The organism is Streptomyces sp. NPDC086766, from assembly GCF_044746005.1.
In the GTDB taxonomy this organism is placed as follows: Bacteria; Actinomycetota; Actinomycetes; order Streptomycetales; family Streptomycetaceae; genus Streptomyces.
The window spans coordinates 167,740-180,958 of the sequence record NZ_JBIVBI010000005.1 but is presented as its reverse complement, the minus strand read 5'-3'; the positions used below and the strand labels follow the sequence as shown (position 1 = coordinate 180,958).

General features: G+C 74.0%; 12 protein-coding genes. 9 read left to right on the top strand and 3 right to left on the bottom strand.

The features are described 5' to 3' along the window. The first annotated feature begins 10 nt into the window (after positions 1-10). The 7 genes from ACIPM1_RS11490 to ACIPM1_RS11460 all read left to right on the top strand — a co-directional run bounded on the left by ACIPM1_RS11490 (position 11) and on the right by ACIPM1_RS11460 (position 7,551). Positions 11-424 (top strand): DUF3151 domain-containing protein, encoded by a 414-nt coding sequence (locus ACIPM1_RS11490; RefSeq protein WP_356184711.1) that lies wholly within the window; start codon positions 11-13, stop codon positions 422-424. 186 nt (positions 425-610) lie between these two features. Further along, positions 611-1,459, top strand: coding sequence for a tryptophan 2,3-dioxygenase family protein (locus ACIPM1_RS11485; RefSeq protein ID WP_402432247.1), 849 nt, complete (start codon positions 611-613; stop codon positions 1,457-1,459). Further along, positions 1,452-2,678 (top strand): kynureninase, encoded by a 1,227-nt coding sequence (gene kynU / locus ACIPM1_RS11480; RefSeq protein ID WP_402432244.1) that lies wholly within the window; start codon positions 1,452-1,454, stop codon positions 2,676-2,678. The genes ACIPM1_RS11485 and kynU overlap by 8 nt, the downstream gene beginning before the upstream one ends. A 421-nt stretch (positions 2,679-3,099) precedes the next feature. Continuing rightward, positions 3,100-4,035, top strand: coding sequence for an alpha/beta hydrolase (locus ACIPM1_RS11475; RefSeq protein ID WP_402432241.1), 936 nt, complete (start codon positions 3,100-3,102; stop codon positions 4,033-4,035). Between the two features lie 148 nt (positions 4,036-4,183). Continuing rightward, positions 4,184-5,527, top strand: coding sequence for a sensor histidine kinase (locus tag ACIPM1_RS11470; RefSeq protein WP_402432238.1), 1,344 nt, complete (start codon positions 4,184-4,186; stop codon positions 5,525-5,527). Then, on the top strand, positions 5,524-6,189 hold the full coding sequence (locus tag ACIPM1_RS11465) for a response regulator (protein ID WP_402432234.1): 666 nt from the start codon (positions 5,524-5,526) through the stop codon (positions 6,187-6,189). The genes ACIPM1_RS11470 and ACIPM1_RS11465 overlap by 4 nt, the downstream gene beginning before the upstream one ends. A gap of 117 nt (positions 6,190-6,306) precedes the next feature. After that, a complete protein-coding gene (locus tag ACIPM1_RS11460) occupies positions 6,307-7,551 on the top strand; it encodes a cytochrome P450 (protein ID WP_402432231.1) in 1,245 nt (414 codons plus the stop codon). A gap of 7 nt (positions 7,552-7,558) precedes the next feature. Here the strand turns inward: ACIPM1_RS11460 and ACIPM1_RS11455 are convergent, their stop codons facing one another. Next, the gene (locus ACIPM1_RS11455) at positions 7,559-9,172 is read right to left on the bottom strand and encodes an ABC transporter permease (RefSeq protein ID WP_402432228.1); all 1,614 of its coding nucleotides are present in this window, start codon (positions 9,170-9,172) and stop codon (positions 7,559-7,561) included. Beyond that, positions 9,169-10,071 carry an ATP-binding cassette domain-containing protein gene (locus tag ACIPM1_RS11450; protein WP_402432225.1) on the bottom strand — a complete coding sequence of 301 codons (903 nt, stop codon included), beginning with the start codon at positions 10,069-10,071 and terminating at the stop codon, positions 9,169-9,171. Before ACIPM1_RS11450 ends, ACIPM1_RS11455 begins: the two co-directional genes overlap by 4 nt. A 103-nt stretch (positions 10,072-10,174) precedes the next feature. Between ACIPM1_RS11450 and ACIPM1_RS11445 the strand changes: the two genes are divergently transcribed. Continuing rightward, complete coding sequence (locus ACIPM1_RS11445; RefSeq protein ID WP_402432222.1) at positions 10,175-10,672, top strand: GbsR/MarR family transcriptional regulator; 498 nt, start codon at positions 10,175-10,177, stop codon at positions 10,670-10,672. Positions 10,673-10,829: 157 nt separating this feature from the next. Here the strand turns inward: ACIPM1_RS11445 and ACIPM1_RS11440 are convergent, their stop codons facing one another. Then, positions 10,830-11,678: a diacylglycerol kinase gene (locus tag ACIPM1_RS11440; protein ID WP_402432219.1), complete on the bottom strand. Its 849-nt coding sequence runs from the start codon at positions 11,676-11,678 to the stop codon at positions 10,830-10,832. A gap of 196 nt (positions 11,679-11,874) precedes the next feature. On the opposite strand from ACIPM1_RS11440, the gene ACIPM1_RS11435 reads away from it, so the two are divergent. Continuing rightward, on the top strand, positions 11,875-13,158 hold the full coding sequence (locus ACIPM1_RS11435; protein WP_356184679.1) for an adenylosuccinate synthase: 1,284 nt from the start codon (positions 11,875-11,877) through the stop codon (positions 13,156-13,158). Positions 13,159-13,219: the final 61 nt, after the last annotated feature.

Genomic DNA, 13,219 nt, shown 5'->3' with positions numbered 1-13,219 from the left:
GACTGAACCCATGAGCATTCACGAGAACCTCCTGGGCGGTCCGCCTCCCACCCACCTGCCCGACGACCCGGAGCCCCGCGAGCTCCTCGCCCGGGGCACGGCCCCCGCCGAGGTCGCCGCCCAGCACCCGGCGTCCTCGCTGGCCTGGGCGCAGCTGGCCGACGACGCCTTCGAGCGGGGCGCGGCCGTGGAGTCGTACGCGTACGCCCGGACCGGCTACCACCGGGGCCTGGACGCGCTGCGCCGCAGCGGCTGGAAGGGGCACGGGCCGGTCCCCTGGGAGCACGAGCCGAACCGCGGCTTCCTGCGCGCCCTGCACGCCCTGGCCCGCGCCGCGCAGGCGATCGGTGAGCAGGAGGAGTACGAGCGCTGCTCGCAGTTCCTGAAGGACTCCTCGCCGACGGCCGCCCAGACCCTGGGCTGACGCCCGGGCCCCTGGGCCGACCGGAGCGCACCCGGGGCCCGCCCGCACGGCCGGGCGGGCCCCCGCGTTTCGGGGCCGACCTTGCGGTCCGGGTGGGTGATGCGGAAGATGCGGGTGGGGACCGGGGCCCCCGTGCCGGCATCGGCAGGGGCGGACCGCTACCCGGAGCAACAACAGGAGACAGCGATGTCCCAACAGGCTCATCGTTCCGTGGCGACCCAGGAGCCCGAGACCCCGCACCTCGACTTCGCGGGCACGACGCCGTACGAGGACTACGTCAAGGCGGACGTGCTCACCCACCTCCAGCACACCCTCTCCGACGACCCGGGAGAGATGGTCTTCCTGGTGACGACCCAGGTCATGGAGCTGTGGTTCACCGTCATCGTGCACGAGTGGGAGACCGCCGCGCGCGCCCTGCGCGAAGACCGGGTGCCGGTGGCGATCGACGCGCTGAAGCGCTCCGTACGAGAACTGGACGCGCTGAACGCCTCCTGGAAGCCGCTCGGCCAGCTCACCCCGGCCCAGTTCAACTCCTACCGCGGCGCTCTCGGCGAGGGCTCCGGCTTCCAGTCGGCGATGTACCGGCGGATGGAGTTCCTGCTCGGCGAGAAGTCCGCGTCGATGCTCGTCCCGCACCGCGGCGCCCCGCGTGTCCACGCCGAGCTGGAGAAGGCGCTGCACGAGCCCTCCCTGTACGACGAGGTGCTGCGGCTGCTCGCCCGGCGGGGGCACGCCGTCCCGGACGAGGTGCTGCGCCGCGACGTCGCGCAGCGCTACACGCCGTCGGAGCAGGTGGAGGCCGTCTGGACCGCCATCTACGCCGGTGATGCCACCGACGAAGTCGCCCGTCTCGGCGAGGCGCTGACCGACGTCGCCGAACTGGTGTGGCGCTGGCGCAACGACCACCTCGTCGCCACCCGCCGCGCGATGGGCGCCAAGCCCGGCACCGGCGGCTCCGCGGGGGTCGCCTGGCTGGAGAAGCGGGCGCAGAAGAACGTGTTCCCCGAGCTGTGGACGGCGAGGTCCCATGTCTGACCTCGTCGTTCGCGCGGGGAAGCTGGACGCCGCGGACGAACTGGCCGCGCTGCGCGACCGGTTCGTCCTCGACCCCGTGTCCGATCATGCGGCTGACACCGCGGGCGTCTACCTCGACGGGAACTCGCTGGGCGTGCTGCCGGCCGTCGTGCCGGACCGGGTCGCGGACGTCGTCCGCCGCCAGTGGGGCGAACTGCGCATCCGCTCCTGGGAGGAGAGCGGCTGGTGGACGGCGCCCGAGCGGATCGGCGACCGGATCGCCCCGCTGGTCGGAGCGGCACCGGGGCAGATCGTCGTGGGCGACTCGACCAGCGTCAACGTGTTCAAGGCGGTCGTGGCGGCGGTCCGGATGGCCCGGGAGGCGGGCGGCGACGGGCGCGACGAGATCCTCGTCGACGCCACGACCTTCCCCACGGACGGGTACATCGCCCGGTCGGCGGCCCGGATGACGGGCTGCACGCTGCGGCCGGTGGACCCGGCGCAGGTGCCCGGCGCCCTGTCCGGGCGTACGGCCGCGGTTCTGCTGAACCACGTCGACTACCGCACCGGTCGGCTGTACGACCTGCCCTCGCTCACCGCCGCGGTGCACGCGGCGGGCGCGTACGCCGTCTGGGACCTGTGCCACAGCGCGGGCGCCCTGCCGGTGGGGCTGGACGGGCACGGGGTCGCCCTGGCGGTGGGCTGCACGTACAAGTACCTGAACGGCGGCCCCGGTTCACCCGCGTTCCTCTATGTGCGCCGGGACCTCCAGGACCGCTTCGACTCGCCGCTGCCCGGCTGGAACTCGCACGCCGAGCCGTTCGGGATGCGGCCGGAGTACGAACCGTCGGCGGGCGCGACGCGCGGCCGGGTCGGCACCCCGGACATCCTCTCCCTGCTCGCCCTGGAGGCGGCGCTGGAGGTCTGGGACGGGGTGCGGATCGAGGCGGTCCGGGCGAAGTCCCTCGCGCTGACGGACTTCTTCCTGGAGTGCGTCGCCGCATACGTCCCGGCCGGGCGCGTGGAGTCGGTGACGCCGTACGCCCACGCCGAGCGGGGCAGCCAGGTCGCGCTGCGCTGCCCGGACGCCGGGGACGTGATGGAGCGGCTCATCGCGCGCGGGGTGGTCGGCGACTTCCGCCACCCGGACGTGCTCCGCTTCGGCTTCACCCCGCTGTACGTCGGTTTCGCCGACACGGAACGGGCGGCGCGGGTGCTGGCGGAGACCCTGGCGGAGTAGCCACCGGCAGGGCTGTGCCGGACGCGACCCGGTGACGTGCACCGGGTCGCGCCGGTCAGGTCCCCGGGCGGGCGTGGCCCGGCTGTGCCGGTGGGGCGTGCCCGGGCTGTGCCGGTCAGGTCCCCCTGACGTACCCCCCGCCGTCGCGGCGGCGTGAGCGGCGCGGGCAGCCTGCTCGGCGGCGGAGGGCGCCGTCGGGCCCGCCGTGCCGGGGGGTGTGCGGTGCCGGACTCGGCGGGCACGGCGCCTCCTCGGCATCGTCAGCGCGACGAGGCGGCCGGCGGGTCGGCGGAACCCTGTGGACCCTCACCGAGCGTGACCTCCCCATGTCCGCCCATGTCACCGGCCTGGTACCGTCCCCGCCAACGGCCGAATTCACCCCTGGTCCGTCAAGTACGTCCCGTCACCGAGAGGTTGGACCATGTCGGACGCCGCCCCACCCAGCGATGCCGCCGAGCCGGAGAACACCGCCGGCCGGGACGCCGCGGCACGGGACGCCGCGGAGGAGGAGTCGGCCTTCTCGCATCCGCCCGTCGACCCCGACGCCACCGCCGCGTACGGCGACCACCCCGACCAGGTGATCGACTTCTACGCCCCGCGCGGCCCCGGCTCCGCGGCGCCCGCCGTCCTCGCCCCGCTCGTCGTGGTCCTGCACGGCGGCGCCTGGCGGGCCCCGTACGACCGGCGGCACATCAGCCCCTTCGCCGACTTCCTGGCCCGCCGGGGCTTCGCCGTGGCCAGCGTCGAGTACCGGCGCGGCGCCGACGCCCCGGACCGGCCGGGTGAGGCCCCGGTCGCGGGCCGCTGGCCGGACACCTTCGACGACGTGGCGGCCGCGCTGGACGCCCTGCCCGCGCTCGCACGGCAGGCGCTCCCGCAGGCCGACCCGGGCCGCACGGTGCTCACCGGGCACTCGGCGGGCGGCCAGCTCGCGCTGTGGGCCGCGGCCCGGCACGTGCTCCCCGCCGACGCGCCCTGGCGCATCGACGGCCCCGCCGCCCTGCGCGGTGTGGTGGCCCTCGCGCCGATCGCCGACTTCGCGGTCGCCGAGAAGCTGGACGTGTGCGGCGGCGCGTCCCGGCAACTCCTCGGCGGGCAGGAGCAGTTCCCGCTGCGGCAGCCGTACGCCGACCCGGCCCTGCTGCTGCCGACCGGCATCGCGACGACGGTCGTGCAGGGGCGGACCGACGTGGTCGTGCCACAGGCGGTGGCCGAGTCCTACGCGGAGGCGGCGGCGAAGGCCGGCGAGACGGTGGGCCTGACGCTGCTGGAGGGCGCCGGACACTTCCCGCTGATCGACCCGGCGGCGGACGCGTGCGCGGTGGTGGCGGAGGAGATCGCCCAACTGGCCTGGTGAGCGGGTGGCGTCGCGGCGGGCGGGCAGAGGCACGGGCCGTCGGGCGGGCAGAGGCGCGGGCAGTCGGGCGGGTAGTACCTGAGAAGGATGCCGAAGGCCCCTCTCACAGGTGACGACCCCGGGTCCGCCCCCGCCTACCGTTTCCACCGTGACCGAGACGACCCAGACGCAGCCGCCGGACGGCGCGTTCCGCCCGTACATCCCGCGCAGCCCGGAGTACCGGGCGGCGGCGCAGGCACTGCGCGGACTGCGGCAGGACCTGTTCCACGACGCGTTCGCCTACCGCCCGCTGCCCCGGACGAGCGCCGACGGCCCGCTGGGCAGGCGGCTGCCCGGCCGCACCCGGAGGTACGCGGCCTGGCGGCCGCACGCCCTGGTGGTGGCGGCCGGAATGCTGGCGATGCTCGTCGCCCTGGCGGCCCAGGCCGAAGGCCCGGCGGGCCTGGTGACCGGTCTGCTGGCGCTGGTCCCGGTGCTGCTGACCCTGGTCCGCCCGGTCGGCGCCTTCTGGGTGTCCCTGGCGGCGGCCGCGGCCTCGTCGGTGATCTCCGGCGGCTTCGGCGACTGGCCGTGGCAGCCCGGCAGCATCGTCTCGCACCTGACGGTGCTCACCGTGGTGGCGATCCGCACCCGGCCGCGCACGGCGGCGTGGATGTGGGTGCTCACCGCGGCCTACTCCTTCCTCGCCGAGGGCCTGTTCGGCTACCGCTTCAGCACCAATTCGGCGCCGGTGCTGGCCGTCTCCGCGCTCGCGCTGCTGGCCGTCACCGTCTGGCACGTCCGCCGCAGCGCCGAGCGGGAGGTGACCGCCCAGCAGTCGGTGACCGCGCACGAGCGCTCCCGCCGCACCCTCCTGGAGGAGCGCACCACCATCGCGCGGGAGCTGCACGACGTGGTGGCGCACCACATGTCCGTGGTCGCCATCCAGGCCGAGGCCGCCCCCTACCGGGTGGAGAACCCGCCGCCGGAGCTGGAGAAGGCCTTCGCCACCATCCGGGAGAACGCGGTGGCCGCGCTGACCGAGCTGCGCCGGGTGCTCGGTGTCGTCCGCGCGGAGGACTACGCGGCGCCGGACGCCCCGCAGCCCACGCTCGCCGACCTCGGCACCCTGCTGGCGAACGTGCGGGAGGCGGGCCTGGACGTGGAGCGGGCGGTGACCGGCGCGGTCCGTGAACTCCCGCAGGGCGTCGAGCTGTCGGCGTACCGGATCGTGCAGGAGGCCCTGAGCAACACCCTGCGGCACGCGCCCGGCGCGAGCGCCCGCGTGGAGATCGGCTACGTCCTCGGCGGGCTCGGCCTGCGCGTCGTCAACGGGCCGCCGCCCGGGCCGGCGCCGCTGCGGCCGTCGCCCGGCGCCGGACACGGCATCACCGGCATGAGGGAGCGGGTGGCCATGCTGAACGGCGAGATGACGGCGGGCCCGGCCCCGGACGGCGGATACGAGGTGGCGGTGTTCCTGCCGGTGCCCTCCGCGGGCGGGGACGCGGCATGACGATCCGCGTGCTGATCGCGGACGACCAGATGATGGTGCGCGAGGGCTTCTCGGTCCTGCTGAACGCGATGCCGGACATCGAGGTCGCCGGCGAGGCCGTCAACGGGCGCGAGGCCGTGGACCGGGTCCGCGAACTCGCCCCGGACGTGGTGCTGATGGACATCCGTATGCCGGAGCTGAACGGCATCGAGGCGACCCGGGAGATCGTCGCCGCGGACGGCACGGCGAAGGTGCTGGTGCTGACCACCTTCGACCTGGACGAGTACGTGTACCAGGCGCTGCGGGCGGGCGCCTCCGGGTTCCTGCTCAAGGACGCCTCGGCACGGCAACTCGCGGACGGGGTGCGGGTGGTGGCGGCCGGCGAGGCCCTGCTCGCGCCCTCGGTCACCCGGCGGCTGATCACGGAGTTCTCGAAGCTGGCCGACCTCCCGCGTCCGACCCCGGCCGGCCCGGGGGCGTACGGCGAGCTCACCGAGCGGGAGACGGAGGTGCTGGTGCTCATCGCGCAGGGCCTGTCGAACGCGGAGATCGCCGGGCGGCTGGTGGTCGCCGAGTCGACCATCAAGACCCATGTGAGCCGGATCCTGGTGAAACTGGGCCTGCGCGACCGCACCCAGGCGGCGGTGTTCGCCTACGAGGCGCGGCTGGTCACACCGGGCTGAGCCCGGCGCACCGGGGACCGCCCGCACGGGGGGCCGTCCCGGGGAGCGCCCGGACCGGGGACCGCCCGGGCCGGGGAGCCCTGGTCAGACCGGGGGCGGCCGGGCTAGCGTCCGTCCATGGCAGCAGCTCCCGAACCCGCCCCCGGCCCGGCGTCCGGCCTCGCCTTCGACCCCTGGGACCCGGCGTTCCTCGCCGATCCGTACCCGGCGTACGCCGAGCTGCGGGCCCGGGGCCGGGTGCTCCACTACGCGCCGACCGACCAGTGGCTGGTCCCGCACCACGCGGACGTCTCGGCGCTGCTGCGGGACCGCAGGCTGGGCCGGACGTACCAGCACCGGTTCACGCACGAGGACTTCGGCCGCACCGCGCCCCCGGCGGAGCACGAGCCCTTCCACGTCCTCAACGACCACGGAATGCTCGACCTCGAACCGCCGGACCACACCCGCATCCGGCGCCTGGTGTCCAAGGCGTTCACCCCGCGCACGGTGGAGCGGCTCCGGCCGTACGTCCACGGCCTGGCGGACGACCTGGTCTCCGCCCTGGTGGAGGCGGGCGGCGGCGACCTGCTGACGGACGTCGCGGAGCCGCTGCCGGTCGCGGTGATCGCCGAGATGCTCGGCATCCCCGAGCCGGACCGTGGGCTGCTGCGCCCCTGGTCGGCGGACATCTGCGGGATGTACGAGCTCAACCCGTCCGGGGAGACGGCCGAGCGGGCGGTGCGGGCGTCGCTGGAGTTCTCCGGCTACCTGCGGGAGCTGATCGCGGCCCGCCGCGCGAAGCCCGGCGAGGACCTGATCTCCGGCCTGATCGCGGCGCACGACGAGGGCGACCGTCTGACGGAGCAGGAGATGATCTCCACGGCGGTCCTCCTCCTCAACGCCGGTCACGAGGCCACGGTGAACGCCACGGTCAACGGCTGGTGGGCCCTGTTCCGCCACCCGGACCAGCTCGCGGCCCTGCGCGCGGACCACTCCCTGGTCCCGTCCGCCGTCGAGGAGCTGATGCGCTACGACACCCCGCTCCAGCTCTTCGAGCGCTGGGTCCTGGACGAGATCGAGATCGACGGCACGACGATCCCGAGGGGCGCGGAGATCGCCATGCTCTTCGGCTCCGCCAACCACGACCCGGCGGTGTTCGGAGATCCCGGCCGGCTCGACCTCACCCGCCGGGACAACCCGCACATCTCCTTCAGCGCCGGCATCCACTACTGCATCGGCGCCCCGCTGGCCCGTATGGAGCTGGCCGCCTCGATGACGGCCCTCCTGGAGAAGGCCCCCACCCTCACCCCGGCCACGGAACCGAGACGCAAGCCGAACTTCGTGATCCGCGGTCTGGAGGGCCTGAACGTCGAGGTGGGGTAATCACTGGTCAGGTGGTGAGGTCCCGCCTGCGCAGAGCGGCCAGGCCCGCGCTCGTCAGCAGCGCGGCCAGGGCCGTGAGGAGGAGTACCGGGCCCCACCGCATCTGCCCGCCCGGCAGTTTCGGCAGGTGGGCGAAGGGGGTGAGGTCCAGGACCAGCCGGGGGGCGTTCAGGGCCGGGCCGACCCAGCCGATCAGGAGGACGGCCACCACGACGCCCCAGGCCGCCGTCGCCGCGCGCGGGGCGAGGCCGTACAGCAGGAGCGTCAGCCCGCCGATCACCCACACCGCCGGGAGCTGCGCCAGGCAGGCGCCCAGAATCGGTCCGGCCTCCTTGCCGTAGCCGATGGCGAGGCCCAGACCCGCCAGGAGCATGATCAGGACGGTCCCGCCGAAGGCGATCACCAGATGGCCGGCGGCCCAGCGCAGCCGCCCGACCGGGCACGCCAGCACCGGTTCCGCGCGGCCCGAGGTCTCCTCGCCGTGCAGGCGCAGCACGGACCCCACGACGTAGAGGGCGGCGATCAGGCCGAGCATCCCGACCATCGCGGCGAGGAACATGTCCGTGAGGGCGCTCTGTCCGCCCATCCGCGCGAAGATCTCCCGTGCCCGGTCGTTGTCGCGGACCAGCTCGGCCGCGCCGTCCGTCATCCCGCCGTACACCACCCCGGCGAGGAGGAAGCCCAGCGACCAGCCGATCACGCTGCCGCGCTGGAGCCGCCAGGCCAGCGCGCCGGCCGTGCCCAGGCGGCCGGCGGCGGGGCCGGGGAGGGTGGGCAGGAAGCTCATGCCGACGTCCCGGCGCCCGGCGAGCTCGTACGCCAGCGCGCCCAGGGCCGTCACCGCCACCGCGAACAGCGCCGGCACCCACCACCGCTCGCCGGCGAAGGACCGCTGGTTCTCCAGCCAGCCCAGCGGCGAGAGCCAGGTCAGCACGGACGAGCCGTCGGCGGTGGCGGAGTCGCCCGCCGCGCGCAGCACGAACGCGGCGCCCAGCACCGCCGCGGTCAGCCCGCGGGCGAGGCGTGCGCTCTCGGTCAGCTGGGCGACGACCGCCGCCGTCGTGGCGAAGACCATGCCGATCCCGGCCAGGCCGAGCCCGAAGGACAGCGCCCCGGCGCCGCCCTGCCCGGCCAGGCCCGCCGTGACCAGCAGGGCCAGGACGGCGTTCGCGACGGCCGCGGCGAGCAGCGCCGCCGTGAGGGAGGCCCGGCGGCCCACCGCCCCCGACGCCACCAGCTCCTGCCGGCCGCTCTCCTCCTCGTCGCGGGTGTGCCGGACGACGATCAGCAGGCTCATCACGGCGCCGAGCGCGGCGGCGTAGACACCGACGCGCCAGGCGGTCAGGGCGCCGATCGAGGTGTCGAAGACCGGGCCGATCAGGGCGCGGAAGGAGGCGTTGGACTCCATCTGCCGCAGCAGGCCCTCGCGTTGGGCGGTGGTGCCGTACAGGCTGCGCAGCGTGTTCGGCATGGAGAGGACCATGACCGCGTTCACCGCGATCCAGACCGGGATCAGCACCCGGTCGCGGCGCAGGGCGAAGCGCAACAGCGCTCCCGTTCCCGCGAGTTGGCGGGAGCCGCGGGGCCGTACCGTCGGACGCGGTGTCGTCGTCGCGGTCATCGGGGCACCTCGCCGAGGTCGTCCTGGTAGTGGCGCAGGAACAGCTCCTCCAGGGTGGGCGGCTTGGAGGTCAGGGAGCGCACGCCCGACTCGCCGAGCTGCCGGAGTACGCCGTCCAGCCGGTCGGTGTCGACCTGGAGGCGCACCCGGCTGCCCTGGACGTCGAGGTCGTGGACGCCGGGGAGCCGGGACAGCCCGTTCGGCGGGCCCGCGAGCTCGGCCGTCACGCTGGTGCGGGTGAGATGGCGCAGGTCGGCGAGCGAGCCGCTCTCCACGGTGCGGCCCTTGCGGATGATGCTCACCCGGTCGCACAGCTCCTCGACCTCGCTGAGGATGTGGGAGGAGAGCAGGATGGTGCGCCCGCGCCCGCGTTCCTCCTCGACGCACCGCTGGAAGACCTCCTCCATCAGCGGGTCGAGGCCCGACGTCGGCTCGTCCAGGATCAGCAGGTCGACGTCCGAGGCGAAGGCGGCGACCAGGGCGACCTTCTGCCGGTTGCCCTTGGAGTACGTCCGGCCCTTCTTCGTCGGATCCAGTTCGAACCGCTCGATCAGCTCCGCCCGCCGCCGCCCGTCGAGCCCTCCGCGCAGCCGCCCGTACAGGTCGATGACCTCGCCGCCGGAGAGGTTGCGCCACAGGGTCACGTCGCCGGGGACGTAGGCGATCCGGCGGTGCACCTCCACGGCGTCCTTCCACGGGTCGCGGCCCAGCACAGGCGCGGCGCCCGCGTCGGCGCGCAGCAGGCCGAGCAGGACCCGGATGGTGGTGGACTTGCCGGAGCCGTTGGGGCCGAGGAAGCCGTGCACCTCGCCGGTCTCGACCTCCAGGTCGAGGCCGTCCAGCGCGTGCGTCCGGCCGAAGGACTTGTGCAGTCCGGAGACGGTGATGGCCTTCGTCATGCTCCAGAACGTACGCTTCTTTCAGAAATTTGTGAAGTTAAAGAAGGGTGGAAACCTTCCGGTAGACTGGGGAAGGCGTCTGAACAGGGGAGATGATCCGGACATGACGGAGCCGAAGGCGGTGGGGCGGGACCCCGAGTCCGTGTCGCGGTTCGTGGAGCACTTCGCGGCACAGCTCGTCGAGGCCGGCCTGCCCCGGATGCCCGGACGGGTCTTCGCGGCGCTGCTCGCCTCCGACACCGGCGCCCTGACCTCCGCCGAGCTGGGGGAGCAGCTCAAGGTCAGCCCCGCGGCCGTCTCGGGGGCGGTGCGCTATCTGGCCCAGGTGCACATGGTGTCGCGCGAGCGGGCGCCCGGCTCGCGCCGGGAGCGGTACCGGGTCCACGGCGACCAGTGGTACGAGGCGCTGACCAACCGCGAGGCCATCATCAAGCGGTGGGAGGACGCCCTGCGCGAGGGCGTGACCAGTCTCGGCGCGGACACCCCGGCGGGCCGCCGGCTGGCCGAGACGCTGGCCTTCTTCGAGTTCGTCGAGCACGAGGTCGAGGCCATGATGGAGCGCTGGCGGGTCCACCGGGAGCGGCTCTTCGGCCAGGACTAGGCCCTTCCCGCGGCGCCCGTCCGGCCGATCCTGCCGCGGACGGAGGGGCTGCCCGGCTCCCGGTCCCCTGGAACGCTCCGGGCCACCCCGGCTCCCCCGGGCCACCCCGGCTCACCCCGAATAACTCCGGCTCCCCCTGGATCACCCGCACCCCGGCTCACCCCGGCACGGGCAGTGTCAGCCGCCAGGCCTCCTCCCGTACCGTCCACGTCCGGGTCCGCACCGGGCCCGACAGCACCGTGTCCGCCCGGTAGCGGAAGTCCGCGCCCGACACCGTCACCGTCCGGCCCTCCGCCCGCACCGGCGAGGCCTCCGCCCCCACCGACAGCGGCCGGATCTCGACGTCCGCCAGCCCCGAGGCGCCCGGGGAGACCGACACCGCCTCCACGGGGTGGTCCAGGTCCACCACCGTCCGTCCGTCGACCTCCACCCGCAGCCGGGAGGGGCCGGGCCCGGTGAGCGTCGTCGTCCGGGGCGGGCGGGCCACCAGCGTCCGCACCAGGGACTGGCAGGTCCGCAGCCAGGGACGCGCCGGCTCCGAGACCGCCACGGCCGTCCCCCCGGGCGCCTCCCGCAGGGAGAGCGGCGGGATGCGCAGGGCGCCCAGCACCACCCCGTCGCTGTCGTCGACGAGCAGGTCGAGCCGCCGTTCGGCCCCGTCGAGCACCGCCCGCGCCGCCGCGACCGCCCCGGCCGGCACGCCCAGCGAGCGGGTCAGGGACAGCACGCCCCCGACCGGCACCACCGACAGGGCGCACGCCGCCAGCTCCCGCTGCCGGTGGAGCAGGGCCACCGCCCGCAGCAGCGCCCGGTCGTCCCCCACCACCACGGGCCGGCGCGAGCCGCGCCGCGCCAGCGCGCGGGCGAATTCCTCGGGCCCCTCCGGCAGGCACACCTTGGCGGCCGCACCCGCGCTGAGCACGTCCTTCGCGATGCGTACGGACTCGCCGTCGGTCCTTCGGGCGACCGGGTCGATGACCACCAGCAACGGGTCGGAAGTCGCCACCTCGGTCCTGCCTCGCTTCCTCGGGTAGCATCTTTGTGCAAGAGCCCCTTGCGCTATTGCGCCAGGGGCTTCGTCTATTCCGGGGCATCCGGTCCGACGGTTGTGCGACCAATGGCGGTCGCGGTGCACGCGGCGGTGAACCCTACGCGTTCGCCCCTGACCTTGGACATGCCCCGCCCGGAAGGGGTGTACGCGCGTGCCCGCACTTGTGCTGCTCGGTGCTCAGTGGGGTGACGAAGGCAAGGGGAAGGCCACCGACTTGCTCGGTGGATCGGTGGATTATGTGGTGCGCTACCAGGGCGGCAACAACGCCGGCCACACGGTGGTCGTGGGCGATCAGAAGTACGCCCTGCACCTTCTCCCCTCCGGCATTCTGTCGCCCGGATGTACGCCCGTCATCGGCAACGGCGTCGTCGTCGACCCGTCGGTCCTGCTCTCCGAGCTGAGCGGTCTGAACGAGCGCGGCGTGGACACGTCCAAGCTGCTGATCAGCGGCAACGCGCACGTCATCACGCCGTACAACGTGACCGTCGACAAGGTGACCGAGCGCTTCCTCGGCAAGCGCAAGATCGGCACCACCGGGCGCGGCATCGGCCCCACCTACGCGGACAAGATCAACCGCGTCGGCATCCGCGTGCAGGACCTCTACGACGAGTCGATCCTCACGCAGAAGGTCGAGGCGGCCCTCGACGTCAAGAACCAGATCCTCACCAAGCTCTACAACCGGCGCGCGATCGCCGTGGACCAGGTGGTCGAGGAGCTGCTGGGCTACGCCGAGCAGATCAAGCCGTACGTCGCGGACACCGTGCTGGTCCTCAACCAGGCGCTGGAAGACGACAAGGTGGTCCTCTTCGAGGGCGGCCAGGGCACGCTCCTGGACATCGACCACGGCACGTACCCCTTCGTGACCTCCTCCAACCCGACCGCGGGCGGCGCCTGCACGGGCGCCGGCGTCGGCCCGACGAAGATCAGCCGGGTCATCGGCATCCTGAAGGCCTACACGACCCGCGTCGGCTCGGGCCCCTTCCCGACCGAGCTGTTCGACGAGGACGGCGAGGCGCTGCGCCGGATCGGCGGCGAGCGGGGCGTGACGACGGGCCGGGACCGCCGCTGCGGCTGGTTCGACGCGGTGATCGCCCGCTACGCGACCCGGGTCAACGGCCTGACCGACTTCTTCCTCACCAAGCTGGACGTCCTCACCGGCTGGGAGCAGATCCCGGTCTGCGTCGCCTACGAGATCGACGGCCGCCGCGTCGAGGAGCTGCCGTACTCCCAGACCGACTTCCACCACGCGAAGCCCGTCTACGAGTACCTCCCCGGCTGGCAGGAGGACATCTCCAAGGCCAAGACCTTCGGCGACCTGCCGAAGAACGCCCAGGCCTACGTCAAGGCCCTGGAGGAGATGTCCGGCGCCCCGATCTCCGCGATCGGCGTGGGCCCGGGCCGCGACGAGACGATCGAGATCAACTCGTTCCTCTAGTCCGCTCCGCCGCCAACCCCTCCACAGGATGTGGACACGCCCCCGGCGAGGCTCCGGCCGA

Bases quoted from the DNA above. Each gene is read 5' to 3' on its own strand.
- ACIPM1_RS11490 (WP_356184711.1), top strand. From the start codon at position 11: ATGAGCATTCACGAGAACCTCCTGGGCGGTCCGCCTCCCACCCACCTG.
- ACIPM1_RS11485 (WP_402432247.1), top strand. From the start codon at position 611: ATGTCCCAACAGGCTCATCGTTCCGTGGCGACCCAGGAGCCCGAGACC.
- kynU (WP_402432244.1), top strand. From the start codon at position 1,452: ATGTCTGACCTCGTCGTTCGCGCGGGGAAGCTGGACGCCGCGGACGAA.
- ACIPM1_RS11475 (WP_402432241.1), top strand. From the start codon at position 3,100: ATGTCGGACGCCGCCCCACCCAGCGATGCCGCCGAGCCGGAGAACACC.
- ACIPM1_RS11465 (WP_402432234.1), top strand. From the start codon at position 5,524: ATGACGATCCGCGTGCTGATCGCGGACGACCAGATGATGGTGCGCGAG.
- ACIPM1_RS11460 (WP_402432231.1), top strand. From the start codon at position 6,307: ATGGCAGCAGCTCCCGAACCCGCCCCCGGCCCGGCGTCCGGCCTCGCC.
- ACIPM1_RS11455 (WP_402432228.1), bottom strand. From the start codon at position 9,172: ATGACCGCGACGACGACACCGCGTCCGACGGTACGGCCCCGCGGCTCC.
- ACIPM1_RS11450 (WP_402432225.1), bottom strand. From the start codon at position 10,071: ATGACGAAGGCCATCACCGTCTCCGGACTGCACAAGTCCTTCGGCCGG.
- ACIPM1_RS11445 (WP_402432222.1), top strand. From the start codon at position 10,175: ATGACGGAGCCGAAGGCGGTGGGGCGGGACCCCGAGTCCGTGTCGCGG.